The sequence below is a fragment of the Dyadobacter psychrotolerans genome (assembly GCF_004349265.1).
In the GTDB taxonomy this organism is placed as follows: Bacteria; Bacteroidota; Bacteroidia; order Cytophagales; family Spirosomataceae; genus Dyadobacter; species Dyadobacter psychrotolerans.
Genome location: NZ_SMFL01000001.1, coordinates 433,707 through 458,889 on the forward strand (window position 1 = coordinate 433,707; position 25,183 = coordinate 458,889).

A 25,183-nucleotide genomic window follows, 5' to 3' on the forward strand; every position below is an offset into this window, starting at 1 on the left:
AATGTATCTTAAGGCTACATTAGCAACAAACACCGCCTCGCCAGCGTACAGTTTAGGGGAACATAAAACGTGAAACGAACCGGAAACAGGTAAGGCGGTGTTAGCCATTTAGATTATCCTGAATTACAGAAGTGAAAAATTTGATTAAAGCTATTATTCTATTAGCATTTATCTGCATGGTTTTCATCTTGCTGTGTAACTTCTGGGTTGTTTATTGTACCCGTCAATTCAGTTTCTTTTCCATTGAAAACCTGCCCAGCAACGACGTAGCACTTGTTTTGGGAACCAGCAGGAGCACCGAAAAGGGAAAAGTCAATCTGTTTTTCAAGTATCGTATGGAGGCCACAGCAAGGCTTTTCAAAGAAGGGAAAATCAAATACATCATCCTGAGCGGCAACAACGATTCGCAATATTATAACGAACCGCTGGACATGAAAAAGGCTCTGCTGAATTTGGGCGTACCGGAAAATGTGATGACACTGGACTATGCGGGTTTTCGCACATTCGATTCCATTGTGAGATGCAAAGAGGTTTTTAACCAGGATAATTTTACGATTATTTCACAAAACTTCCACAACGCCCGAGCGCTTTATATTGCAAGAAACGAAGGAATAAGCGCTATTTCATTTGCTGCACAGGATGTTCCGGATGGATATTCAATGCGAACCTTGATCCGAGAATATCTGGCCAGACCCAAGGCTGTTCTGGATGTTCATATTTTGAGACCAAACGCCGATGTTACGTCAAATACTGAGATTAAAAAAAAATGAGGAACTTCAAAGAGCATAAATAGATTCTACCCATACAGGCAATGACTGATAGATGAAGAAAATAATACTTTTCCTGGTTTTAATTGTGATAGGAACCTTTGAGGCAGCTTATTCCCAAACGAGCTACACAATTAAGGGACGTATTACGGACGCTTCCAGCGGAGATCCGATTCCTTTCGCGAACATTGCCATAAAGTCTTCACTATCAGGCGGAACCACTAATTTCGATGGCTTCTATCAATTAAAGTACACCCCTCCTGCCGACTCACTGATTGTTACATACGTCGGATACGGAACAAAAACCAAAGCAATTGTACAAAATCAAGCTGAACAGACGATTGATATACAACTTGCCCCCGGATCGCTGCAGCTTAGAGAAGTAAATATTTTTGCAGGAGAAAACCCGGCTTATGCCATCATGCGAAAAATTTTGGCAAACCGTAAGCTGAATAATCCTGAAAACCTGAGCGCTTATGAGTACGAGAGTTATAACAAAATCCAAATTGATATTGATAATCTCTCGGAAAAATTCAGGAAGCGCAAAGCAATCCAGAAAATGACACACATCGTTGACAAATACGATGAGGTTAAAGGAGACGATGGCGAAACAATCATCCCCATTTTCATATCGGAGTCGGTATCCAATGTTTATTACAGAAACGACCCGAAGAAGAAAAAAGAAATCATAAACAAAACCAAGGTTTCAGGTGTCGGATTAACTGACGGAAGCCTTGTTTCTCAGGTTGTCGGATCATCTTTTCAGCAATATAATTTTTACAACAACTGGCTTAATATTCTTGAAAAAGACTTTGTTTCGCCTATTGCCGAGAGCTGGAAAATAAATTACGAATATTATCTGGCGGACAGCATCCCCAACGGAAAAGGTTACGATTACCATATCGAATTTGAGCCACGCAGAGAGCAGGATCTTGCTTTTACAGGTTCTTTCTGGGTGGATGGAGAAGGCTTTGCGCTTACACAAATTGACGCCAGCGTCGGAAAAAAGGCCAATCTCAATTTTATTGAAAAAATAAAAATTCAGCAATCCTACGAACTTTTTGAGGGCGAAAACAAATGGGTGCCTTTAAAAACCAGAGTACTCATTGATGTAGATGAACCTACAAAACAAACTGCCGGAATGCTGCTTAAATTTTACTCTTCCAATTCCAAATACAAGGTAAATCAGCCGCTTAGTTCCAAATTTTATGATACGGCTATCGAGCTTAAAGAAGATTACATGCAGCACGACTCCACTTTCTGGACTAAAAGCCGGCCTGAATCACTAACGCCTTCTGAGATTCTAAGTTTTCAGCTTGTCGATTCATTGAAAGTTTTACCCGTGGTAAAAACTTATACGGAGATACTGAACATATTTGTAAACGGCTACAAAAAGCTGGATAAGTGGAACATCGATATCGGCCCCTATCTTTATTTGTATGCCAATAATAAGGTAGAAGGCCACCGGTTCAGGCTGGGTTTCAGAACCGACCCCGGATTTAGCAGAAAGTGGATTTTCAGCGGTTACGGCGCTTACGGAACGCGCGATAAGGAATTTAAATATGGTGCGGGAATGGACTATATTTTATCCCGAAAACCATGGACAATGGCAGGGATATCGTATTCAAAAGATCTTGAACGACTTGGCGTTTCTGCCGAAACCATTGGACCCAACACACTTTTTGGTGCTTTTTCCAGATTTGGTGCATTTCGCCGGGCCTATTGGCAGGAGGATATTGCCGCCTATTTCAAACGGGAGGTTGTAAAAGGTTTGACAGGCAGCGTTCAGTTGAAACACCGTGAATTTGAGCCGCTGTTTCCTTTTGCCTATCGTACGCTTCCTTCTGCCGGTATAGAATCGCCGCTTAAAAGTTCATTTGATATCACAGAGCTAAACTTTGAAGCACGGTTGGCAAGAAAGGAAACATTTCTGCAAAATGACAATGAGCGTATCAGTATGGGAAATGGAAACTCGCCTGCTTTTACACTACGCTACACGGTAGGGATGAAGAATTTTTTTGGCGGGGATTTCAACTATCAAAAACTTTCGCTGAATGTAAAGCAAAGTTTTCGTGTAGGCATACTGGGCCGCACGCATTACAACCTTACCGTCGGATACATTCCTTCAACCCTTCCCTATCCTTTGCTTTATACTCCGCTTGGAAACGAGTCACTGTTTTATGTTGACAATGCGTTCAACATGATGAAATATTTTGAGTTCATCAGTGACCGTTATGTCGTTTTGCGTATGGAGCACAATTTCGAAGGCTTGCTTTTTAACCGCTTACCGGCAATACGAAAATTGAAATGGCGTATGCTGGCTACCGGAAAATTGTTTTATGGCAGCGTAAGCGATGCAAACTTAAATCTCACTCCTTCCAGTGACAACGAAGGCAATATTATTCCAACATTTAACAAACTACACGATGTCCCGTACATAGAACTTGGCTACGGAATTGATAATATTTTTAAAGCAGGCAGGATAGATTTCGTGCACCGGCTTACCTACCTGCAAAATCCGAATGTGACACCTTTTGCTGTTAAAATCTCCTTCTGGTTTAACTTGTAAGAAAAAAATCAATTACTGAATCTTCATCACATCACGTTCCGAATAAGTTAAAAAGACCTGCTCTCCTACTTCCAGATCCTTGCGGTTGCGGTAAAATGCCAGGGATCCCTGCTTGTTTACACAGCGGATTTCCCAATGATTTCCATGAAAGCGGATCGCATCAACGGAACCTGTCCATTTACTTTTTTCAGGATTCTTTGTCCGCTTTATTTTTTCGGGACGTATAAACCGTTTCTTGTCTGCTGTTGAATCCGCCAGCCAGTTGATATCACCTGTTAATTCAGCCACGTAGCTGTCAACCGGTTGGTTGTAAACTTCCTGGGGAGAGCCCGTCTGAATGATCTTGCCATCACGAAGTACCGCGATTCGATCCGACCACGCCAATGCATCCGATGCCTCATGCGTAACAAAAATGCAGCTCATTTTCTGCTCCTGACGCAAATTTTCAATGGCATCGGCCAAAACCCTGCGATTATGATTGTCTAGATGAGCGAAAGGTTCATCCAGCAAAAGCACATCCGGCTGTTCAGCAAGGGACTTGGCAATAGCAGTTCGCTGCTTTTCTCCACCGGACAAAAGTTTTGCTTTCTGGTTTCGGATCGGCTCCAATCCCGTAATTTGTAGCAATTCAGCAACGCGTTCCTTTTTGTACTCAGGATCATAAAACCGAAGAGAATAAGCGATATTCTCTTCGACAGTCTGATTCGGAAAGAGCTCAAACTCCTGATGAATCAGCTTGATTTGCTCATGACCAGGAATAAGCTCTCCGCTTACCGGACGCAAAAGCTCCTCTTTAAAATAAACCGAACCGGCATCCGCATCCAAAAACCGGCCCAAAATGCGCAGTAACGTACTTTTTCCAGACCCGCTCTCACCCAATATCCCGAGCCATTCACCGGCGGGCAGGTCAATAGTCACGTCTGACAACACCGCTGCACTGCCATAATGTTTTGAAATCTCCTGAGCTTTAAGCGTAAGCTTTTGTTTTTTCATGTTATTCTGCCCAGGTCACTTTGTTTTCAACAGGCGTACGGCGGGCCGGAACTTCGGCGGCATCATGATAACCCATGAAAAATAATCCCAGACATTTTTGATTTTCAGGCAATTCGAGGAAAAGACCCAGTTCTTTTAATATGGCAGGACTGCTCCAGTATGATCCAATGCCGTAAGCTGTTGCTGTCAGCCACATATTTTGCACTGCACAAGCAACAGCGGCTGTTTCCTCCCACTCAGGAAGTTTTTCTGGATGAAGCTCTGCATTGATGGCGATAACACAATTTGACTTCAAAACTTTATCGCCGGCAGCATCATATCTTGCCTGAGAAAACGATTCAGCAGATGTTACCGTTCTGTATCTCTCTGAGAAAAAACCTGCAAGTCTGTTACGGCTGTCTCCTTTAAAAACAATAAAACGCCATGGTTCGGTCAGCTTGTGCGTTGGCGCATAGTTGGCATTTTCCAAAATGGTATTGATGATTTCTACCGGGATTTCCTTTTCTATATAACTTGGCGGAAAAATGCTTCTGCGGCTGCGTATGGTATCGTTGATAATTTCTGCTGCGCTGCTCATTGAAATTTACTTAAATTTGATAAAACGTTTTGCAAAGCTAAGGAATATAACTGTTGCGCTATTGCCGGGAAAAGCAGTATTTGCAGCTGTATTTACTTTTCGTTCATAATCTTAAAATACCAGCGGTTGAGCCTGCATACCACTAACCACGAAATTTTTATGCGTCCTGTAAATTATTTTAACTTGCAGCGCTAATCAAAAACTCGCTTACTTAACTCAATCGTTCATTCCTATGCTCGTTACCACTACACCTAACATTGAAGGAAAAAAAATTGTTAAATACATCGGACTCGTTAATGGAGAGGCTATTATAGGAGCTAACGTTATGAGAGACGTTATGGCTAAAATAACCGATATCGTTGGAGGAAGATCGGGCACCTACGAGCAGGGACTGCGCGAGGCCAAAAGCATTGCTATCCGGGAGATGATGGACCAGGCACAAAGACTGGGCGCCAATGCGATCATCGGGGTCGATCTTGATTTCGAAACAATAGGCAGTAACGGAGCCATGCTTATGGTTAGCTCCAACGGGACTGCGGTGATTATAGAATAGCCTTAAAAAACCTGTTTCGCAATCTGGGCAACATTGTCGGATTTTCCCATGGTGTAAAAATGCAGGACAGGCACACCGTAGGCCAGCAATTCCCTGCACTGCTGCACTCCCCACTCAATTCCTACCTGGCGTACATCCTTGTCGGATGCACACTGCATAGCTGCCTTTACGAGGTCTTCAGGAAATTCGAGGTGAAAAATACTGGCAAGTACCGACAGCTGTTTTTTAGTAGCAAGAGGTTTTAGGCCGGGAATGATCGGAACAGTAATTCCTTCCGCCCTACACCTTTCTACAAAACTGAAATATTTCTGATTATCAAAAAACATCTGGGTTACAATGTAATTGGCACCCAACTCAACCTTGCGGCGAAGATGTTCATAGTCCGTATCAAAACTGGTTGCGTCAAAATGTTTTTCAGGATAACCAGCCACGCCAATACAAAAATTAGTCGGGGCCGTTTCTGTTTCAGCATTCAGCAGAATTCCGTTGTTCATATTATGAACCTGAGTTACCAGCTCCGAAGCGTAAGTATGTCCGCCTTTTTTGGCTTGAAAAACACCGGCTGATTTTTCAGGGTCACCTCTTAAGACCAATACATTGTCAATTCCAAGATAATGAAGATCAAACAAAACATCCTCAGTCTCTTCCCTTGTAAAACCGCCACAGATGACATGCGGCACAGCATCAACATGAAACCGTTCCATTAACCTTGCACAAATACCGACTGTACCGGGTCTTTTACGAACAGGTATCCGTTCGATTAAACCATTTGTACCCACGCGGTCAATGAGTTCTTCTCTGTGATAGGTTACATCAATAAAAGGAGGCTTATATTCCATTAAAGGCTCAATAGAATCAAATAATTCATTGATATTCTGACCTTTAACCGGCGGTATGATTTCAATGGAAAATAAAGTTTTGCCATTTGCCTGGCTAATAAACTCGGTTACTTTTGTCATGTAAGGATTAAGCTGATCGGAAAAAGTTTACAAATGAACAGCATTTAGATAACCAAACCAATTTGTAAAGCACAAAAAAATGGCTTACCGCATTACAGTAAGCCATTCCACGTAAACCCTCCTCTATCAGTGTTCGTCAAAAAAGTTGAATTGGATAGGCTGACAGGGCGTCAGGTCCAAAGCAACAATTTGCTTGACTGAATACTAATAACTAAAATTCTGTGCCAAAGTATTAAAGAAAATCCAGATAAACAACTTACAGAAGAGTTTTGTACGTCAATTGTAGTTAAAATACTACAATATGAAAGTAAAATCCTTAGACAAACCCATTTCTTAAAAAAATCCGCAAACAGCCTGTTCACTATTTCACCAAAAAAGGGAAAAGCTTCCACAGTGTGTTACATTAGAATGACTGCACACTATTTTTAACGTCCCGGGTCATCTCAATATGATCAATCAAATCCTCCTGGTATACTTCACCTGACTGAACAAATCCAAAGGACTCATAAAATCGTTTCAGATATAATTGTGCACCAATCCTGATAGCCGTAGCACCATAGCGCTCCTCCAGTTTTAATATAGACACATTCAAAAGCTCGATCCCCAGACCTAATCCGCGTCCTTTTCCCGAAACTACAATCCGGCCTATTGAAGGCTGTTCGTAAGAAAGGCCGGCAGGGACAATTCTCGAATAAGCCAGCAACACGCCATCCAGGGATCCAAGTATATGCATGCACTTTTGGTCCTTATTATCCATATCCATAAAATTGCAGCCTTGTTCCACTACAAACACTTCGCTTCTCAAACGGAGCACCTGATATAACGCTTCATTGGTGAGTTCATTGAACGATTTCAACTCCCACGTCAGTTTTAAATTCATTTTTTGACAAATTAGTCTTGAAAGGTTCCTGTTTTATGCCGGTTTTAAACTGTCTTTTATAAATTTGCAACATAATTAGGAATAGCTTGCCAATTACACAAATCAGTTTTAATGCTGCACATCAGCTTAATGGCTTATTTAATCAGGTAAGTACCAGAATAACAACATTTTAATCAAAAAGTAAAAATGGGAAGAGCCTACGAATATAGAAAGGCGCGTATGTTCAAACGTTGGGACAAAATGGCAAAGACCTTTACCAGAATTGGTAAGGATATCGTTCTTGCTGTTAAAAGCGGTACTGCCGACCCAAATACAAATGCAAGATTGCGTGTGCTTCTTCAAAATGCAAGAGCTGCCAACATGCCGAAAGAAACCGTTGAGCGGGCCATTAAAAGAGCAACATCCAAGGATCAGGATGATTATAAAGAAATGGTGTATGAGGGTTACGGTCCGCACGGCGTAGCCATTCTGGTAGAAAGTACAACCGATAATCCAACCCGCACAGTAGCTAACGTGCGCAGCTATTTTAACAAACTTGGCGGCAGCCTTGGAACGATGGGTATGCTGGACTTCATTTTTGACCGTAAATGTATTTTTAAGGTAAAAAATGATGGCTCGAAAGATGTCGAAGAACTCGAATTCGAACTGATCGACTTCGGTGGCGAGGAAGTTTTCCTGGACGAAGAAGCCAATCAGATCAATATCTACGGGGAATTTACAGCTTTTGGAACCTTACAGCATTATCTGGAAGAAAACGGTTTTGAGATCGTTGAAGCGGACTTTGAACGCATTCCAAGTGATACCAAAACCTTATCCGAAGAAGAAGCTGCCGAAGTGGAAAAACTTATTGAGAAAATTGAGGACGACGACGATGTACAGCGTGTCTACCACAACATGGCGTAACACCGTCCCGGTTATTCTACATGAAGTATTTTCTGCTCCTTATTTTGAAAACGAAACTGGTCCCCTTTGACCTTTCCTAATAAAGAGGTTCCTACCGGAGATGAAGACGAAACCGCGATGACGGTTTCGTCTTCAAATTTTAGAATCCCCAAGCTCACCGAAACAAAAAACCAGCCGGCTGTTGTATGCACCAGCGAACCGATTGCCCCTCTTGAAGAGCTGATATTCCCTGCAATTCTTTCCAGCACCGTTTTCTCAAGCCTGATCTGTTCGTATTGTTTGGCGTGCATATTTCTGTCGAGCTGGCCCATTGAGCGGGATGTTTCATACTTATCCCCCATCGAACTTTTACTTTGGTCATTGGCCGACTCCTGAGCAGCTTCCATGGCGGTCCAGGCTACCTGCATACGTTCGTCCAGAAGATCCTTCATATATGCAATCAATCCAGTCTTATTCATTTCAGTTAATTTAAAATTTGAAATACGATTTAATTACGCACTTCAATTTAGCACATTCTTAAAAAAGGGGTCAAAGATACATAAGTGAAGACAGGAAAAGTAAAACAAATATATCCGCAGCCATAACTTCCTCAAAGTCTTGTCATTTTAGAAATTCAATTCTGAATTACTGTTAAGGAAATGTTCGGATTTGCGACATTGTCCCGAAAACTTTCAAAGCCGCATTCCTAAGAAAATACCATTTCGATTTTCTCATTGGCCCCATCCTTACTATCTTTGCCAAACTTCTTGAACATAAGCAATGACAAAACTTTCGGTCCGGCACTTACTTGGAATTAAAAACCTGAACGAGAATGACATTCAAACAATTTTAGAGACAGCGACTCAATTTAAGGAGGTCATCAACCGACCGATCAAGAAAGTTCCTTCCCTTAGGGACATTACCATTGCCAACGTTTTCTTCGAAAATTCTACCAGAACAAGGCTTTCTTTTGAACTTGCAGAAAAAAGACTTTCCGCAGATGTTGTTAATTTTTCTGCTTCCGGAAGTTCTGTAAAAAAAGGGGAAACGCTGCTCGACACGGTCAACAACATTCTGGCCATGAAGGTGGATATGATCGTAATGCGCCACAGCAGCCCGGGAGCTCCGCACTATCTTTCAAGCAGGATCCCCGCCAATGTGGTCAATGCAGGAGACGGAACCCACGAGCATCCAACCCAGGCGTTACTCGATGCATTCTCAATGAGAGAAAAACTGGGAGACCTGACGGGCAAGAAAATCGCTATCATCGGAGACATCACACATTCACGGGTTGCCCTTTCAAATATTTTTTGTCTTCAGAAGTTAGGTGCCGAAGTTATGGTTTGCGGCCCTTCTACTTTAATTCCAAAACATCTGGGTGAACTGGGTGTCAAAATCGGTCACAATGTAAAAGAGGCACTGCAATGGTGCGATGTTGCCAACGTGCTCCGGATCCAGCTCGAAAGACAGCAAATTAAATATTTCCCTTCTCTTCGTGAATATTCACTTTACTTCGGTATTAATAAACAAATGCTGGATGATTTGAATAAGAAAATCGTACTGATGCACCCTGGCCCCATTAACCGGGGAGTAGAGCTAACTTCTGACGCAGCGGATTCAAAACATTCAATAATCCTAAACCAGGTTGAAAACGGAGTTGCGGTAAGAATGGCAGTTCTGTACTTACTTGCCCAGCAATAAATCTCTCCGGCATATTTAACTGATCATTTTAATTTGAACAAAAGATCAAAATGATTTAAATTTCAACTTTCTTAGTATGCATGCATACTAATTTACTTTCTTAGCTGAGGCAACAGGAATTTGTCAGCTTTATACTCATCAATTAATTTTTTATAAAATGCAGTATCAGGAAGGAATGCTTCGTGACGGGGCTTTACAGGGTAAAACGATAATCATTACCGGAGGCGGAACAGGACTTGGAAAATCCATGGCAACTTATTTCCTGAAGCTGGGAGCCAACGTGGTTATATGCAGCCGGCGAATTGAGGTGTTGGAAACAACAGCAAAAGAATTAACCGAGCTCACGGGAGGAAACATTTTACCAATAGCCTGCGATGTCAGAAAAACAGAGCAGATCGAAAATGTGCTCACCCAGGCTATCGAAAAATTCGGAAAAGTAGATGGATTAGTTAACAATTCAGCCGGTAATTTTATTAGCCCTACAGAAAGGCTTTCCTATAAAGCAGTTGATGTTGTAGTCGATATTGTTTTAAGAGGAACCTACTATTTCACCCTTGCTTTGGGTAAATACTGGATTGAAAATAAAATCAAAGGAAACGTCCTGAACATTTCCACCACATACGCATGGACAGGTTCTGGTTGGGTGGTACCTTCCGCGATGGCAAAAGCGGGTGTTTTAGCCATGACAAAATCGCTCGCGTTTGAATGGGCCGATCATGGGATCCGTCTGAACGCAATTGCACCGGGCCCATTCCCGACAAAAGGTGCCTGGGACAGACTTTTCCCCGAAGAGCTGGCTAAAAAGTTTTCATTTGAAAACAGGATCCCGTTACAGAGAGTTGGTGATCATCAGGAACTTACCAACCTTGCTGCTTACTTAATCTCCGACTTCTCAGCCTACATGACCGGTGAAGTTATAACGCTTGACGGAGGCGAAGTCCTGGCAGCCGGACAGTTTAATTTCCTGAAAGATGTGTCGGAAGAACAATGGGATGACATTGAAGAACAGATAAAAAATGCTAACAGAAGCAGTAAGAAATCAGAATAATAATTTTCTTCCGGTTTTATTGGGTAATTTTACCTGTTCGTTCGTTATTTGACAATAATGATGAAAACATGTATATGAAAACTACGTTCGGAGTATATCTTTCTTTGTTGTCTGCGTTGGTGATCGCCGGATGCGCATCGTCAAGCAAAATTTCCAAGCCCCTTCCGGAGGCGAAAGTATATCCTTCGCAGTCACAGCAAACTGCTTCGACTGCACCTGTAAATGAAGAACCATCACTGATTTCTATTCAAAGTAAGTATTTGATAAGAGATTCTACGCAGGTGAAGGTATATCTTTATGTGGATGCCTACAGAGGAAAAAATGCGATAGCGTCCGACGACTTTGCGAAAACCTATAATCTGAATTACGTTATTTACTCAGACTACGGGACGCGTGACCGGCTTGGATATGGAAATGTAAAGCTGAACGAATCGAATGTCAGCAAAGTGGGCAACAAAGTTGTTGTAAGTTTTGATATAAAAAGCCCAAATAAAGATTACGGGGTATTGCTGAGTGAAATCAGTCAGACAGGAACTTTGAAAAAAGTATTGAATGACCTTACCATTCGTTTTAAAAAGCAATCTACAAATGAGCTTTACGGCGTTTATACAGCTGCCAGTACAGAACCATTACAACGCCATTACATCAATTCCAATGAACCTTTCGCAGTAAAAAGAATTACGGAAAGTACGGATCAGCTGCATGTCTTTTATTACAAACACAGCTTTGATGCTGCGGGCTCGCCGATGAATACTGCTCCAAAAACGGTTTCTAAATCCCTTGAAGTAGACAGTTCATTTACAATCAATACAAACGAAACCTTACGTTTTGAAAAAGAAGGTTTGTATAATATTTTCTCGGACACAACGCAATCCGAAGGTATGGGTTTACTTGTCGTAAACGAACGTTACCCAAAGATGACCAGACCAGAAGCGCTGCTTGGGCCATTGCTTTACATGAGCACGAATACGGAGATTAATGAAATTAAAAAAGCAGAAGATTATAAAAAGGCATTGGATAAGTACTGGCTTAACCTAATGAATGGAAATGCACCTTTGGCCCAACAGTCAATCCGTTCATTTTACGGCAGAGTTGAAGAAGCAAACCAATTATTTACAACATATAAAGAAGGCTGGAAAACGGATAAAGGAATGATTTACATCGTTCTGGGTCCTCCGGATAAAGTGCAAAGAAGCAAAGACCGCGAAGTGTGGACTTACGACCAGCGGGGCAATGCACAGAATGTTAATTTTACTTTTAATCGCAGAAACAATCAATTTGTGGACGACCATTACGAGCTTGTTCGGTACGCCGAGTATCAGCCGATTTGGTATCCAGTAGTAGAAGCATGGAGAAACGGAACTATACGGTAAGAAAACCCGCCCCAAGACAGTCCCAGGCCGATATGGTTTTTGGTACACAGTCTGTACTTGAAACCCTTCGTTCAGGAAAAGAGATCGAACGGTTATTTATTCAAAGAGAGTTAGGTCTTTCTGAAATCGAAAAACTGGCTAAGGAACTTGGTGTTCCCTATCAGCGCGTACCCGTAGAAAAACTCAACCGGGTTACACGGAAAAACCATCAGGGCGTTGTTGCCTTTGTCTCGCCGATTCAATACATGCCTTTGCACAATGTGCTTACACAGGTTTATGAAGAAGGTAAAACACCTTTATTATTACTTCTGGACCGTATTACTGACGTTCGTAATTTTGGTGCAATTGCCAGAACAGCCGAATGTGCAGGTGTACAGGCGCTAATCGTTCCGACAAAAGGAGGAGCACAAATCAATGCCGATGCTATGAAAACATCGTCCGGTGCATTAAACTTTCTGCCGGTTTGCCGTGAACCAAATTTATACGAAACACTGCTTTACCTACGTAATAGCGGACTTCAGATTATTGCTTGTACAGAAAAATCAGACAAGTCACTTTATGAAATCGACTTTTCCATTCCGACCGTGATCATCATGGGATCTGAGGAAGACGGGATTTCAAAAGAGTTTATTCAATTGGCAGATAGCGGCGCAAAAATTCCTTTAAGCGGCCATGTGGAATCCTTAAATGTTTCCGTGGCAAGCTCGATTGTACTTTATGAGGCAGTGAGACAAAGGGTAAAATAGTCGTAAATACGTCATTTAGTATAACTCCTTAACGAGCTCAACCGAGTTAAATTAAGGAGTTTATTTGCTTCAGATGGCAGTTAATTTAGCATTAATGAATAGTAAGATTTTACGAATACTGAGCACTGGATATCTTTTAATATCAACCTTGCTATTTCTTTATAGCTGGTTTCGCATTGAATACGCTATTTTTTTTCTTGTAGGTCATGTTGTGCTTTTTACTGTTTATGCATTTAAATCTTCGGTTGAAAGTGAAGTTCTGGTTCCTGTAAAATCATTGCTTGGAATAGCTGCAATTGCATTTGTCTGGACTTTATTAATGGGCGTCGGAGGCTTCTTCGCACAAACCACTGACTATGTAGCCCATAATACTAAGTTTTACGAGCTGTTTTTAAACAAATGGCCAATAACTTTTGATAAAAAAGAAACCTTTGCCTGTTATTACTATGGATATTATCTGGTTCCTGGCCTTCTGTTTAAAATCGTAGGAGATCTTTCTATTGTAGTTATTGTAGCATACACCTGTTTAGGTATATTTCTAGGATTGATTTGGCTTTATTTGCTTTTGTTTAGAAACTTATATGCCGTAGTAGCTTTTCTGCTTTGCGGAGGTGTACTGTTTTCTCTTAAACTTATTTCCTACTCTTTATTTCAAACTTCGTTTGGAAACAATCCGTTATTTTCACTTTTTTATCAGTCAATTTATGTTCCTAATCAAACCATTCCGGCATTGATTTGCAGCGGAATGTTTTTGTTTTACTTAAAAGATTACCGGCTTTCTTTTTATCCGATCACACTGGCTTTTTACTGGGGTGTATTTCCTGCTCTGCTACTTATCCTGGTTTTTGGAATTTATTTTCTTTACGATTTTTTTATTAACAATAAGAGATTCAGTCCTGGCGACTTCGCAATAAACTACTTTGCACCCTGCCTGTTTTTTATCCCCACTTTTATTTATCTGACTTCGTCGGATGAAATGCCGGTGCATGGTTTTTACAACTTCACTGAGGTAAGAAGCTGGCTTCCGCTAATTGAAATCGTGATTCTGGCATTCATTACTTTACGTCTGACTAAATCAGGCCGTCAAAAACATGACGTTATACCCTTGCCAATCATTATTAGTTGCCTGGCTTTTTTAGGTGCACTGCTTACATACCGCCTCGGTGTATACAATGATCTTTTCATGAGGGGAAGCATGCCGCTTTTTTTTATTTTACTAACCAACATCTTTAAGAAGCTTTATACAGAATCCAAAGAAAATTCAGAAGCTATTAAATACAATGCCAGTGGAACTGGCAATATATTAATCTACCTGAAAAAATATCCGATGATTATTATCTGGGTTATTATAGGATCTCTTTCTTCATTATACCAGATACGGGAATTGGCCCTAAAAAATGTGTTTTTAAAAACATATGAGCCGTTGCCATACAAAACATTCCCAAACTCCTATGAGGTCCTTTTGAAATATTATGGAGAGGAAGGCGCTAATCAATACCTGGGAGATCCCCTATCCTTCTATTATCTTAACCTGGCTCCGGAAAAAATTTCTCAATAGATTTACTAAAATCCAATCATTTATTTAAATTTCCGAATAATTTATATTGAATATCACTCATAATCGGATAACGAATATTAGTTGATAGGTTTATTTATTATTTACTAATGAAAAATTTAGTAGCGATCAATTTCTATCGCCATGAAATTTCTGCATCAACACACTCTAAAAGTAAGTTTACTATTCTGTCTGCTATTCACTTTTTCACCTTCGCAGGCAGAACGTATTCTATCTATTGTCTTCGACAAATTGCCAAAAGACAGGCAATTGTATGCGCGGGACGACCAGAATGACGCCATTGTTCCGGTTTCAGGAATAATTGAAGTGACTGGATTCAGTCATATGTCAATGGTTGTCTATAAACAAGGTGAACGCTTTAACTATTCCAAAGCGACCCTTCAATATAACGGCAATTCCAAAACTTCCTTTGCCATGACGGCCAAAATCAAGGCAGAACTGGCAGAATATACGGTAGAAGTTTATGCATGTAGGTCAGCAACAGATTCTCTGTTAATGACAACCAGAACGGCAATCCTTGCCGGTGATTTCTATGTAATCAACGGGCAATCAAACGCCGCAGCAGCTACAAGGTACAATGTTACTGCTCCGCAATACGTCAACCAATTTTCACGTACGCTTGCCAGAACACCTGATAATAGTCCTGCCTACACAGCAGCAGACACGATATGGAAAACTCCGGAGTGGGTTACACCGGAAGAAGGTTACTGGGGAAGAGAATTACAGCGACACATTATCGAAACTTATAAGATTCCTGTTTGTATCCTCAACGGAGCTATTCCGGGTTCCCGCATAGCTGATCATCTCATTAGAAATGTAAATAATCCTTCCGATCCGGGATCGATTTATGGTCATCTGTTACATAGAACGAAGATATCACAGGCAACCAGAATAAGGGCCTTTTTCTGGTATCAGGGAGAGGAAGATGCCTGGAATAATCCAGGTATTTATCCTGCAAGCTTTGACAAGCTGATGAAATACTGGGAAGCCGATTATCCAATGGTTGACAAGTTTGTGATCGTTCAAATCAATATTTTAGATGGTGCTTTTTATGAAGCAGGAGCACTTCGGGAATTTCAGAGACAAACCAAATACAAATATCCCAAAACAGATCATTTTGCTGTTCTTGGGCTAGCACCGATGCTGGATGGAGTTCATTACTCCGATGAAGGATATTTTAACTTTGGAAAGCAGATTTTTGATTATTTAGGTCCCAAAGATTACAAAGCAACAATAACACAAAATGTAGATTCTCCGGATATTCAAAAGGTTTTCTATTCTGATGATAAAAAATCAATTACAATGGTTTTTGACCAAAATCAAACACTAAAATGGCAGGGAGATACAACTGTAAACGGAGTAACTACCCGTTTGCAGGATCAATTTTTTCTGGATGGTAATGAAACAAAACCTGCCACAGTTTTGAGCTGGGACGTGACGGGTAATCGGGTTATATTGAATCTGGCAGCGGCCGTAAATGCTACAAAACTAAATTATTTACCGTCTTATAAAAAGGGATATTATCAGGGACCCTATATAAAAAATATCAGGGGACTTGGCGCATTTTCTTTTCATGAATTTACCATAAGTCCTGCCCTGGCTAACAATATGTTAACCTCAACATTGTCGGCTGTAAACACAGTACAATTAAGCTGGCAAAAATCAACTGAAGCAACTTCCTATATTTTAGAAAAAAAATCGCCGGGACAAGCGGGATACAGTGCTTTTAAAATATTTGACAATACCGTATCTGCATTTGAAGATGCTGATGTAGCCGTTAATTCGAGCTATTCATACAGGATGAAAAGTTACAGCGCACTGTCAGAATCACCTCTATCCGAAACTACAATAAAGACAATGCCGTTGCTGGCAACAGAACCAGTCACTTCCGGAATGGTCTGGAAAGTATTTCCCAACCCTACCCCGGATTATGTAGAAATTGAATTCGCTGATGTAGTTTCGGGAAATATTGAGTTGTTATCTGTCAATGGCAATAAATTGGGTTCGGTGGATGTAATGTCTTCAAAAACAGCACATATGACTTTGACGAATTCATCTGCCGGCATCTACTTCTTAACTTTTAGGCAAAAGAACGGGCACATTACAACCAAACGAATAGTAAAATATTGAAGCATATTGGTAAAAAAAAAGAAAGGATGCTGCTGACCAGACATCCTTTCTTTTTTTATTATCAACATTTACTGCCGGAAATTCTTCATGATCCAGCCACCACCAACAACATCGTCTCCTTCATAAAATACGGCTGCCTGACCTGGAGCAATGCCATTAACACCGTCATGAAAATGAACCTTTATTTTTCCGGGTTCATCGGGAATGAGTGTAGCAGGTGTCCCGTCATGTTTATACCTTACTTTCGTAACGGTTTCCAACGGTTGTGTAACACCGTCATATTTTTGCCAGTTTAATTTACCCACATACATTCCGTCACGGAATAAATCAGGCAAATCACCCAGTACAACTTCATTGGTATCCTTGCGTACTTCGGTCACAAAAACGGGTCTTCCCAATGCAATACCCAAGCCTTTCCGTTGCCCGACTGTGTAAAAAGGATAACCTTCATGTTTTCCAACCACCGTTCCATCTTCGTAAACGAAATTACCACCGGCAACTTCTGCTTCAAGACCCGGGATTCGGCGTTTTAAAAATCCGCGGTAATCGTTGTCAGGCACAAAACAAATTTCGTAGCTCTCCGCTTTATTAACCAAATCAATAAAACCTCTTTCACGAGCCATCTCACGAATTTCACTTTTATGCAAAAATCCCAATGGCAATTTCGTCCTGCTTAGACTTTCCTGTGACACACCCCAAAGTACATAACTCTGGTCTTTCCAGCTGTCTATACCTTTGGATACATAATAACGACCGTCATTAAACTGCATATTAGCATAGTGACCGGTTGCAATTGATTCACAATCAAGGCGATCAGCACGTTTTAAGAGTGCATCCCATTTGATGTGCGTGTTGCACAAAACACAGGGGTTTGGCGTACGGCCTTCAAGATATTCACCAGTAAAATGGTCAATTACATAATCGCCGAATTCAGCTCGTATGTCAAGAATATAATGTGGGAAACCAAGTTCAACGGCAATGCTGCGGGCATCATTTATTGAATCAAGGGAACAGCAACCTGTTTCTTTTTTGGTTCCGCCACTGCTGGCGTAATCCCAGGTTTTCATGGTCATACCGATGACCTCATAACCTTGTTCATGTAACATAACAGCTGCGAGAGAGCTGTCAATGCCGCCACTCATGGCGACCAGTATTCGTCCGTGTTTACTCATGATGTGAATCTGCGAAGGTTGAACGCCTTCCGATTTTGGTTTATTTGAAAGAAACTAACGGCCGAAATCAGCCGAAAGGTTCCGTAAAGGTATGGATAAGTTATAACAATTTGAATTTGCATTTACGCATTCACCTGCCTGATCACATTCTTGATATTCAATTCGATAATATCTGTCATACTTTCACAGCGATTATATTGCAGATCTTTGTAATGTTTTGCAAGTCCTGAACTGAGCTGATGTATGTTATCGGAAGTTGAAATATTATCTTTTTTGGAAACATCCCTTAATTCTTTTAACCGGTACCTTTCGCTTCTTGCCTGATACATAATGGAAGATTGCTCTTCCTGCTGGTATTGCAAAACCGTTTTATCCGTCAGATATTCCATAGCCAGTTCCACATACGCGAGATTCTCTTTGAAAAACTGCGGCATGTAAACTTTAAGGTTTCCTTCGTAAAACTGCTGGTCGAAATCGATGGCACGGAGGCGAAACTGAAAGTCATCAAAGTCTGGTGTGATTTGCATTACAAAATTATAGGCACGCATGTCACCGAGGAGCGTTATCATACAGCGTTCATTAAACTTAACAAACTCTTTGGCTATACGTATCGGATTGTAATCGGTATGTCCCAGGCGTGTCTGTGCAAATACGTCACCAGGAATTCCGGCAATATGTTCTTCGATCAAAGTATCGCCGTCAACCAGATAATTTACCTGATTGGGTGAAAAAATTTCTTCCAGTTCCAGGCCATAAATGCGGGAAGCATCGGCTTTTTTTACATAAAAATAATCGTAAATATCATTGAGCCGGTTAACGATTTTGATCCGGAAAGGATTGGAATTTCCAAATTTACAGTAATCAATCCGGTCGATGTATTTATGCTCGACAATTCTCAAATTTCCCGACGCTTTCAAAATCGCATAGGCCTTTTTAAGACCGGAATGCAGCCTTTCAATCTCATGAGGCGGATACATCGGGCTTTCCCAAAGCGTATCTTTCCCAAACTTATCCATCACCGGAAACGACTCATGAAAATGAAGAAGATCCTGATAACCAACCGGAAGTTTGGCATCACGCTGATATAAACGCAGATATTTTCGCAATTCCGAGCTTACCGGATAAATTGGTTTTTTCTTCAGTATCGTTACATCCCCTTTTTCCATAAGCCAGAATAATCAGACCGCTAATTTTGATGATAATTTCAATTGTTGGTTTTTGAAATTACAAATTTCCTAACAAACAAATTCAAATCTCCTGGGATCATCAAATTAACCTGATAATCGTCGGTAATGAGAAGATGATTTTGGAGTAATAAAATTCAGGTCAGATTGGCGTTTGTCCTGATTTAAGTGATCAGCAAATGTTAACTTTACAGAAGCTAAAACATCTGCTAATGAATGCGCCTGATAACCTTTTTGGTCTTGTAATTTGCGGTGGGGAAAGCTCGCGAATGGGATCAGACAAAGGAACGCTTACCTACTACGAAAAACCTCAGCGTTATCATGTCTATGATTTACTGACGCCGCTTTGCAACAAAGTTTTTTTATCCTGCAATAAAACCCAGGCCGGCTCCATTTCAGGTCATTACCTGGTTTTAACCGATCTCTCCGAATTTGAAAACATCGGTCCGATAGCTGCGTTACTGACAGCATTCAACCTTTACCCCGAACATAATTTTCTCGTTGCAGGCTGTGATTATCCTTTTTTGCAGGAAAGCGATTTCAGAAATTTTCTCAGTCAGGCCGGACGGAAATGTATCGCAGCTGCGTTTTATAACAGTCAGGACAAGTATGAACCGCTGCTGGCTTACTATTCAAGCAAAGCGGGAGCTTTGTTACGAGAGCATTTTAATAATAAAGAATACTCACTTCAGTATTTTTTAAAAAAAATCAATGCAGAAAAGTTTATTCCCGATGATCCAAAAGTCATGATCAGCGTAGATACACCAAAAGAATATGTTGCCGCGCAGGCATTAATAGGCTCTGTAAATAACCTTTAAAAAAAATGCAAATCAGCGGAATAGAAACACGAACAATCAGAAAAGTGACATCCTTAGATACCTCCGATGAAGAAGATTTACTGGCCGCGGAGGAGCCGCTGGAAATTAGCATATCTTATTTTGAAGGCGAAAAATCGGTAAAAAAGAGCATTTCGGTTACCATGCGTACACCAGGGCATGATGATGAACTTGCACTTGGATTTTTATTTACAGAAGGTATTATTAAAAGTAAAAGTCAGGTAAAACAAGTCAGTGCAAATGTTTTAGACGAAAATAAAATGTCGGTTTATCTTCACGAAGGCCAGATACCAAATTTAAATACATCTGAACGAAATTTTTACACGACTTCCAGCTGTGGAGTTTGCGGGAAGGCCAGTATTGATGCCATTAAAACGACTTCACTTTACTCCTTGCAACTCGATGATATTATTATTCCAAGGGATATTATTTTTTCGCTGGCTGTTCAATTAAAAAAGCAGCAGGAAATTTTTGAAAGCACAGGCGGATTACATGCATCTGCCCTTTTTGATCTGGCAGGAAATTTTCTTTGTCTTCGGGAAGATGTTGGCAGGCATAATGCTTTAGATAAGATAATCGGCTTTACTTTTAACCAGAATAATTTACCGTTGACCAACAGGATACTATTACTCAGCGGGAGAGCAAGTTTTGAACTGATACAAAAAGCAAGTATGGCAGGAATACGGGTTGTTGCAGCTATCGGCGCTCCTTCCAGTCTTGCAGTACAACTTGCAGAAGAAAGTAATATTACACTTATCGGTTTTTTGGGTAAGGAAAAATTCAATATTTATTCCGGCTTCCACCGGATCAGCGAATTATGAAAATACGGATTCAGGGAAATTCAGTGCGACTAAGACTTTCCCGAACAGAAGTTGAGACACTTTGCCTGGAAGGCTATATTCAGGAAAATACATCATTTGGTAGCAGCATTTTCAGTTATGCAGTAAAGCGGGCTCCGTTGCTGAACGAAATTGAAGCTTCATTTAATACCAGCCAGATCACCATGTTCGTACCTGAGACTTTCCTGAAAAACTGGGCAGAAAATAACATTGTTGGCCTGGATGCCAGGATGAAGATTGAAGCTGACAAGGAGCTTTATCTCTTACTTGAAAAAGATTTTAAATGTTTGGATACTACCGAGGATCAGTCGGACAATTATGAAAACCCTAATTTAACCTGTTAAGATGAATAATGAATCTGCTGATGTGCAAGGTGCGGAAAATCCTGAAAAACTTACAGGTTTAAAACGTGGTGAGATAAAAAAAGCAGCCGCCGGAATTCCGGCCGTCGTTTCCAGTTTTCAAAAAGTAGCAAAAGAGGCCGGTGTTACACGCGGCATGAAAGCGCTTTGGAACCTGAATAAAAAAGGGGGTTTTGACTGTCCGAGCTGCGCGTGGCCGGATCCCGACGATGAACGTTCTGGAATTGCTGAGTACTGCGAAAATGGCGCACGAGCCGTTGCGGAAGAAGCGACGGCAAAAAAACTGGATGCGGATTTTTTTGCCAAAAATTCTGTCACTGATCTCGCCAAATTATCTGATTACGAAATCGGAGGAAAAGGAAGGATTGCACAGCCCATGCTCCTGCCAGCCGGAGCAACGTTTTACCAGCCTATTTCCTGGAATGCAGCATTTGAAAAAATAGGTCTGGCTTTAAACCGGCTTTCTTCTCCGGATGAAGCGATATTTTATACTTCCGGAAGAACAAGCAATGAAGCGGCATTTTTGTACCAGCTTTTCGTTCGGGAATACGGAACAAACAACCTGCCTGATTGCAGTAACATGTGCCATGAAAGCAGTGGCGTTGCTTTGGGCGAATCTCTTGGAATTGGCAAAGGTTCGGTTACGCTTGATGATTTTAATGAAGCAGAGGTGATTATTATTCTGGGCCAAAATCCGGGGACAAATCACCCAAGAATGCTTACGGCACTGCAAAAAGCCAAAGCAAAGGGTGCAAAAATTATTTCAATTAACCCTCTGCCTGAAACGGGTCTGATGGGCTTCAACAATCCTCAGACGGTTCAGGGTGTTTTGGGGATCAATCCTTCACTCACCGATATTTTTTTACAGGTAAAAATCAATGGTGATATGGCTGCTTTGCAGGCCATTGAAATACTGCTAATGGCAGCAGAAGAAAAAAATCCGGGTAGCGTTCTCAATCAGGAATTTATACAGAACAATACGATCGGATTCGAAGATTTTAACCAACATTTAAAAAACAAAGATGCAGAAGACCTGGCTAAAATAAGCGGAATTCCTTTTTCACTTATTCAGCAAACAGCAACACTTCTCGCAGGCAAAAGTAAAATCATCGCCTGCTGGGCTATGGGACTTACTCAGCACAAAAACGCGGTGGACAGCATCAAGGAAATTGTTAACCTGCTATTGTTAAAAGGAAGTATCGGAAAGCCGGGAGCAGGAACCTGTCCAGTACGCGGACATAGCAATGTGCAGGGCGACCGTACGATGGGAATTTTTGAAAAACCATCCGAAAAGTTCCTTACTTCGATTGAACGGAATTTTCAGTTTTTACCTCCGAAAAAACACGGTTTTGATGTCGTTGAGTCCATTAAAGCGATGCATGAAGGAAAAGCGAAGGTTTTCTTTGCCATGGGCGGAAATTTCCTTTCCGCTACTCCGGATACGAATTTCACAGCCGAGGCACTTCAAAATTGCAGTTTGACAGTTCAGGTTTCCACAAAGCTAAACCGCAGCCATCTGATTCATGGAAAAGAAGCACTGATTTTACCCTGTTTGGGCCGAAGCGACAAGGATATGAAAAATGGCGAAAACCGGTTTATCTCCTGTGAAAATTCGATGGGCGTTATTCAGTCATCCAAAGGCATACTTGATCCAATCTCCGATCAGCTGCTTAGCGAACCGGAAATTGTCTGCAGGCTGGCCAAAGCTACGCTAGGTAAGAGAAGTAAAATCGATTGGCAGCTTTACACTGAAAATTACGATGTGATCCGCGAGGATATTGAAAGGACAATTACGGGTTTTGACAAATACAACGAACGTGTTAGAATACCGGGTGGATTTTATCTGCCAAACTGTAACCGGGATGGAAATTTCGATACAGCTTCCTCAAAAGCACATTTTAACCTGGCAAATGTTACCGGTCCTGATCTAGAGGATGACGAAATAATCATGATGACGATTCGCAGCCATGACCAGTTTAACACGACAATTTATGGACTGAATGACCGATACCGGGGAATTTACAATGAACGACGCGTAGTATTGATGAATGAACAGGATATAAAAAAGCGCGATCTTGTAAACGGTGAACTTGTCGATTTAATCAATTTTCATGACGGCGTAGAAAGAACAGCAAACAAATTTGTTGTGATAGCTTACCCGATTCCTGAAGACTGCTGTGCAACCTATTTTCCTGAAACAAATGTTTTGGTTCCTATCAATAGTGTGGCTGATAAAAGTAATACGCCAACTTCTAAACAGGTTATTATCAAAATCAAAGCACATCAGCCTGTCAATTCTTAACAATTAGATGACACATACATTTCAAATAATCTCTTTCTTTGCGGGTAAATGAGGAGTAAAACGGCCTTAGTATCCCAGGTTTAATTCACTAGCTATGAGAAAGAATATTTTTATAATTGCAGCCACTTTATTTTGCCTGATCACTTCTGAAGGTATGTCCCAGAATAAAAATAAGGTAATCGCCCACCGCGGCGCATGGAAAAATACCGGAGCCACTGAAAATTCGATTGCAGCTCTCCAGCACGCCATTGATCTGGGGTGTTATGGAAGTGAGTTTGATGTGCACATGTCGGCAGATTCTGTACTGTATGTAAATCACGACCATACGATTAAAGGAACAGATATTGAAAAAGCGACTTCACAGGAATTATCCCAAATTAAACTGGGTAATGGCGAAACATTGCCAACATTGGAAGCTTACCTGAAAACAGGAAGTAAGCAGAAAAAAACAAGGCTCATTCTGGAGATAAAAACGTCGTCAGTTAGCAAAGAGCGTTCACTTGCATTGGCTGCAAAATGTGTAGAAATGGTCAAAAAATTAAAAGTTGAGAAAATAACGGACTATATAGCCTTTGACTTCGATGTTTGTTTGAAAGTAAAAGAACTGGCTCCAAAAGCACATGTGGAATATCTGAACGGAGATAAAACGCCTGAGGAAATAAAATCAGCAGGCTTAGATGGCATCGATTATCATTTCAATGTTTTAAAGAAGAAGGAAAACTACATCAAAGAAATCCGTGATCTGAAACTGACAACCAACGTCTGGACGGTAAATGATGAGGCCATGATGAAATATTTTTTGGAACAGGGCGTGGATTACATTACTACTAATGAACCGGAATTGCTGCTTAAAATTTCGAAGTAAGAATGTTAAAGGAGCCTTAGTTTATCGAATTCCTATTTTTTTATAGCGGGATGATTATTTTTGAATTGCAGATTTGATAAGTTCTTCGCGACTTTCCGTCACAGTATGTGTCTGAGCAAATCCGAAAGTATGGTTTTCTTTTAATGAGTCAATCAAAACTGAGATAAGCCGCAGCAAAGCATCAGGATTATAACCTACCTCCAACAAATATTTCACAGCTAGATTGTCGCATTCAATCTCGTCACTTTCCTTGTAATTCAGTTTCAGAAACTTGGAAACATAGTTTTCAGTTTCGGTTTGCAAAGATTTTCCTTGTTTAGAACCAGACAGTGCGTTAATGAGATTTTCACCAGTTAGCCTCTCAGTGGCGTGCCGGCCAAGTACATGAGCAATTTCATGACTTAAAATAGATGCAATTTCATCTTCCGTTTTTAATTTTTCAAGAAAACCCTGTGTAATAAATATTTGTCCGCCGGGAAGGGCAAAAGCATTTACTATCTGAGAATCAGCAAGCACATGGAAGTCAAACTGGTAACCTGACTTGTCGGCTCCGGGCGTGCCAACGAGTTTAGCACCAATGTTTTTTACTCTTGTTTGAACCGGTTTTTCTTTATACAAACCACCAAATTTAGCGGCCAGTTGCGGAGCGCATTGTAACCCAATCCGGATTTCCTCCTGAACGGTAAGAACGATATACTGTCTTTTGCCTGTAACCGGATTTACCTGAGCTTCACGAAAAAAGCACAGCCAAACGACTATCAACATTACAACTATAAGTAGTAAGCCAAGTAGTACTTTTTGCATTACCGGGTTTGTTGTTAAAAGTAAAAAGTCCTGCACATGATGTTACAGTACTTTTGTGATCATTA

General features: G+C 40.9%; 23 protein-coding genes. 15 read left to right on the forward strand and 8 right to left on the reverse strand.

What is annotated here, in order from left to right; translation table 11 throughout:
* The first annotated feature begins 176 nt into the window (after positions 1–176).
* Positions 177–770, forward strand: a complete 594-nt coding sequence (locus E0F88_RS01885) for a SanA/YdcF family protein (RefSeq protein WP_131956104.1) — start codon at positions 177–179, stop codon at positions 768–770.
* Between the two features lie 52 nt (positions 771–822).
* Positions 823–3,336: a DUF5686 and carboxypeptidase-like regulatory domain-containing protein gene (locus E0F88_RS01890; protein ID WP_131956106.1), complete on the forward strand. Its 2,514-nt coding sequence runs from the start codon at positions 823–825 to the stop codon at positions 3,334–3,336.
* A 12-nt stretch (positions 3,337–3,348) separates the two neighbouring features.
* On the opposite strand, the gene E0F88_RS01895 is transcribed toward E0F88_RS01890, so the two are convergent.
* A complete protein-coding gene (locus E0F88_RS01895; protein ID WP_131956108.1) occupies positions 3,349–4,329 on the reverse strand; it encodes an ABC transporter ATP-binding protein in 981 nt (326 codons plus the stop codon).
* Between the two features lies 1 nt (position 4,330).
* Positions 4,331–4,906 (reverse strand): nitroreductase family protein, encoded by a 576-nt coding sequence (locus E0F88_RS01900; protein ID WP_131956110.1) that lies wholly within the window; start codon positions 4,904–4,906, stop codon positions 4,331–4,333.
* Between the two features lie 232 nt (positions 4,907–5,138).
* On the opposite strand from E0F88_RS01900, the gene E0F88_RS01905 reads away from it, so the two are divergent.
* The gene (locus E0F88_RS01905; protein ID WP_131956112.1) at positions 5,139–5,459 is read left to right on the forward strand and encodes a heavy metal-binding domain-containing protein; all 321 of its coding nucleotides are present in this window, start codon (positions 5,139–5,141) and stop codon (positions 5,457–5,459) included.
* Between the two features lie 2 nt (positions 5,460–5,461).
* On the opposite strand, the gene metF is transcribed toward E0F88_RS01905, so the two are convergent.
* Together metF and E0F88_RS01915 are read right to left on the reverse strand one after the other, a co-directional pair.
* Positions 5,462–6,418: a methylenetetrahydrofolate reductase [NAD(P)H] gene (metF, locus tag E0F88_RS01910; RefSeq protein ID WP_131956114.1), complete on the reverse strand. Its 957-nt coding sequence runs from the start codon at positions 6,416–6,418 to the stop codon at positions 5,462–5,464.
* A 403-nt stretch (positions 6,419–6,821) separates the two neighbouring features.
* Complete coding sequence (locus tag E0F88_RS01915; protein ID WP_131956116.1) at positions 6,822–7,298, reverse strand: GNAT family N-acetyltransferase; 477 nt, start codon at positions 7,296–7,298, stop codon at positions 6,822–6,824.
* A 186-nt stretch (positions 7,299–7,484) separates the two neighbouring features.
* On the opposite strand from E0F88_RS01915, the gene E0F88_RS01920 reads away from it, so the two are divergent.
* Positions 7,485–8,201, forward strand: a complete 717-nt coding sequence (locus E0F88_RS01920) for a YebC/PmpR family DNA-binding transcriptional regulator (protein WP_131956118.1) — start codon at positions 7,485–7,487, stop codon at positions 8,199–8,201.
* 11 nt (positions 8,202–8,212) lie between these two features.
* Here E0F88_RS01920 and E0F88_RS01925 read toward each other — a convergent pair whose 3' ends face one another.
* On the reverse strand, positions 8,213–8,659 hold the full coding sequence (locus tag E0F88_RS01925) for a transcription elongation factor (RefSeq protein ID WP_131956120.1): 447 nt from the start codon (positions 8,657–8,659) through the stop codon (positions 8,213–8,215).
* 301 nt (positions 8,660–8,960) lie between these two features.
* Between E0F88_RS01925 and E0F88_RS01930 the strand changes: the two genes are divergently transcribed.
* From E0F88_RS01930 to E0F88_RS01955, 6 genes are all read left to right on the forward strand, one after another.
* A complete protein-coding gene (locus E0F88_RS01930) occupies positions 8,961–9,881 on the forward strand; it encodes an aspartate carbamoyltransferase catalytic subunit (protein ID WP_131956122.1) in 921 nt (306 codons plus the stop codon).
* A 157-nt stretch (positions 9,882–10,038) separates the two neighbouring features.
* Complete coding sequence (locus tag E0F88_RS01935) at positions 10,039–10,929, forward strand: SDR family oxidoreductase (protein ID WP_131956124.1); 891 nt, start codon at positions 10,039–10,041, stop codon at positions 10,927–10,929.
* A 74-nt stretch (positions 10,930–11,003) separates the two neighbouring features.
* Entirely contained in the window at positions 11,004–12,302 is a 1,299-nt protein-coding gene (locus E0F88_RS01940; protein WP_131956126.1) for a GWxTD domain-containing protein, read from the forward strand.
* Positions 12,278–13,048 carry a 23S rRNA (guanosine(2251)-2'-O)-methyltransferase RlmB gene (rlmB, locus tag E0F88_RS01945; protein ID WP_131956128.1) on the forward strand — a complete coding sequence of 257 codons (771 nt, stop codon included), beginning with the start codon at positions 12,278–12,280 and terminating at the stop codon, positions 13,046–13,048. Before E0F88_RS01940 ends, rlmB begins: the two co-directional genes overlap by 25 nt.
* 94 nt (positions 13,049–13,142) lie before the next feature.
* Positions 13,143–14,606, forward strand: coding sequence for a hypothetical protein (locus E0F88_RS01950; RefSeq protein ID WP_131956130.1), 1,464 nt, complete (start codon positions 13,143–13,145; stop codon positions 14,604–14,606).
* Positions 14,607–14,747: 141 nt separating this feature from the next.
* A complete protein-coding gene (locus E0F88_RS01955) occupies positions 14,748–16,754 on the forward strand; it encodes a sialate O-acetylesterase (protein WP_131956132.1) in 2,007 nt (668 codons plus the stop codon).
* 68 nt (positions 16,755–16,822) lie between these two features.
* On the opposite strand, the gene mnmA is transcribed toward E0F88_RS01955, so the two are convergent.
* Positions 16,823–17,926 (reverse strand): tRNA 2-thiouridine(34) synthase MnmA, encoded by a 1,104-nt coding sequence (mnmA, locus tag E0F88_RS01960; RefSeq protein WP_131956134.1) that lies wholly within the window; start codon positions 17,924–17,926, stop codon positions 16,823–16,825.
* A gap of 122 nt (positions 17,927–18,048) precedes the next feature.
* Positions 18,049–19,092, reverse strand: coding sequence for a hypothetical protein (locus E0F88_RS01965; protein ID WP_131956136.1), 1,044 nt, complete (start codon positions 19,090–19,092; stop codon positions 18,049–18,051).
* 197 nt (positions 19,093–19,289) lie between these two features.
* Between E0F88_RS01965 and mobA the strand changes: the two genes are divergently transcribed.
* From mobA to E0F88_RS01990, 5 genes are all read left to right on the forward strand, one after another.
* The gene (gene mobA, locus E0F88_RS01970; RefSeq protein ID WP_229213645.1) at positions 19,290–19,928 is read left to right on the forward strand and encodes a molybdenum cofactor guanylyltransferase; all 639 of its coding nucleotides are present in this window, start codon (positions 19,290–19,292) and stop codon (positions 19,926–19,928) included.
* 5 nt (positions 19,929–19,933) lie between these two features.
* Positions 19,934–20,767: a formate dehydrogenase accessory sulfurtransferase FdhD gene (gene fdhD, locus E0F88_RS01975; RefSeq protein WP_131956138.1), complete on the forward strand. Its 834-nt coding sequence runs from the start codon at positions 19,934–19,936 to the stop codon at positions 20,765–20,767.
* Entirely contained in the window at positions 20,764–21,129 is a 366-nt protein-coding gene (locus E0F88_RS01980; RefSeq protein WP_131956140.1) for a DUF7009 family protein, read from the forward strand. The genes fdhD and E0F88_RS01980 overlap by 4 nt, the downstream gene beginning before the upstream one ends.
* Before the next feature lies 1 nt (position 21,130).
* Entirely contained in the window at positions 21,131–23,449 is a 2,319-nt protein-coding gene (locus tag E0F88_RS01985; RefSeq protein WP_131956142.1) for an FdhF/YdeP family oxidoreductase, read from the forward strand.
* Between the two features lie 94 nt (positions 23,450–23,543).
* Entirely contained in the window at positions 23,544–24,314 is a 771-nt protein-coding gene (locus E0F88_RS01990) for a glycerophosphodiester phosphodiesterase (RefSeq protein ID WP_131956144.1), read from the forward strand.
* Positions 24,315–24,368: 54 nt separating this feature from the next.
* Here E0F88_RS01990 and E0F88_RS01995 read toward each other — a convergent pair whose 3' ends face one another.
* The gene (locus tag E0F88_RS01995; protein ID WP_131956146.1) at positions 24,369–25,118 is read right to left on the reverse strand and encodes a M48 family metallopeptidase; all 750 of its coding nucleotides are present in this window, start codon (positions 25,116–25,118) and stop codon (positions 24,369–24,371) included.
* Between the last annotated feature and the right edge of the window lie 65 nt (positions 25,119–25,183).

Excerpts from the sequence above, each read along its gene's own strand:
- E0F88_RS01885 (WP_131956104.1), top strand. The coding sequence starts at position 177 with ATGGTTTTCATCTTGCTGTGTAACTTCTGGGTTGTTTATTGTACCCGT.
- E0F88_RS01890 (WP_131956106.1), top strand. The coding sequence starts at position 823 with ATGAAGAAAATAATACTTTTCCTGGTTTTAATTGTGATAGGAACCTTT.
- E0F88_RS01895 (WP_131956108.1), bottom strand. The coding sequence starts at position 4,329 with ATGAAAAAACAAAAGCTTACGCTTAAAGCTCAGGAGATTTCAAAACAT.
- E0F88_RS01900 (WP_131956110.1), bottom strand. The coding sequence starts at position 4,906 with ATGAGCAGCGCAGCAGAAATTATCAACGATACCATACGCAGCCGCAGA.
- E0F88_RS01905 (WP_131956112.1), top strand. The coding sequence starts at position 5,139 with ATGCTCGTTACCACTACACCTAACATTGAAGGAAAAAAAATTGTTAAA.
- metF (WP_131956114.1), bottom strand. The coding sequence starts at position 6,418 with ATGACAAAAGTAACCGAGTTTATTAGCCAGGCAAATGGCAAAACTTTA.
- E0F88_RS01915 (WP_131956116.1), bottom strand. The coding sequence starts at position 7,298 with ATGAATTTAAAACTGACGTGGGAGTTGAAATCGTTCAATGAACTCACC.
- E0F88_RS01920 (WP_131956118.1), top strand. The coding sequence starts at position 7,485 with ATGGGAAGAGCCTACGAATATAGAAAGGCGCGTATGTTCAAACGTTGG.
- E0F88_RS01925 (WP_131956120.1), bottom strand. The coding sequence starts at position 8,659 with ATGAATAAGACTGGATTGATTGCATATATGAAGGATCTTCTGGACGAA.
- E0F88_RS01930 (WP_131956122.1), top strand. The coding sequence starts at position 8,961 with ATGACAAAACTTTCGGTCCGGCACTTACTTGGAATTAAAAACCTGAAC.
- E0F88_RS01935 (WP_131956124.1), top strand. The coding sequence starts at position 10,039 with ATGCAGTATCAGGAAGGAATGCTTCGTGACGGGGCTTTACAGGGTAAA.
- E0F88_RS01940 (WP_131956126.1), top strand. The coding sequence starts at position 11,004 with ATGAAAACTACGTTCGGAGTATATCTTTCTTTGTTGTCTGCGTTGGTG.
- rlmB (WP_131956128.1), top strand. The coding sequence starts at position 12,278 with ATGGAGAAACGGAACTATACGGTAAGAAAACCCGCCCCAAGACAGTCC.
- E0F88_RS01950 (WP_131956130.1), top strand. The coding sequence starts at position 13,143 with ATGAATAGTAAGATTTTACGAATACTGAGCACTGGATATCTTTTAATA.
- E0F88_RS01955 (WP_131956132.1), top strand. The coding sequence starts at position 14,748 with ATGAAATTTCTGCATCAACACACTCTAAAAGTAAGTTTACTATTCTGT.
- mnmA (WP_131956134.1), bottom strand. The coding sequence starts at position 17,926 with ATGAGTAAACACGGACGAATACTGGTCGCCATGAGTGGCGGCATTGAC.
- E0F88_RS01965 (WP_131956136.1), bottom strand. The coding sequence starts at position 19,092 with ATGGAAAAAGGGGATGTAACGATACTGAAGAAAAAACCAATTTATCCG.
- mobA (WP_229213645.1), top strand. The coding sequence starts at position 19,290 with ATGTTAACTTTACAGAAGCTAAAACATCTGCTAATGAATGCGCCTGAT.
- fdhD (WP_131956138.1), top strand. The coding sequence starts at position 19,934 with ATGCAAATCAGCGGAATAGAAACACGAACAATCAGAAAAGTGACATCC.
- E0F88_RS01980 (WP_131956140.1), top strand. The coding sequence starts at position 20,764 with ATGAAAATACGGATTCAGGGAAATTCAGTGCGACTAAGACTTTCCCGA.
- E0F88_RS01985 (WP_131956142.1), top strand. The coding sequence starts at position 21,131 with ATGAATAATGAATCTGCTGATGTGCAAGGTGCGGAAAATCCTGAAAAA.
- E0F88_RS01990 (WP_131956144.1), top strand. The coding sequence starts at position 23,544 with ATGAGAAAGAATATTTTTATAATTGCAGCCACTTTATTTTGCCTGATC.
- E0F88_RS01995 (WP_131956146.1), bottom strand. The coding sequence starts at position 25,118 with ATGCAAAAAGTACTACTTGGCTTACTACTTATAGTTGTAATGTTGATA.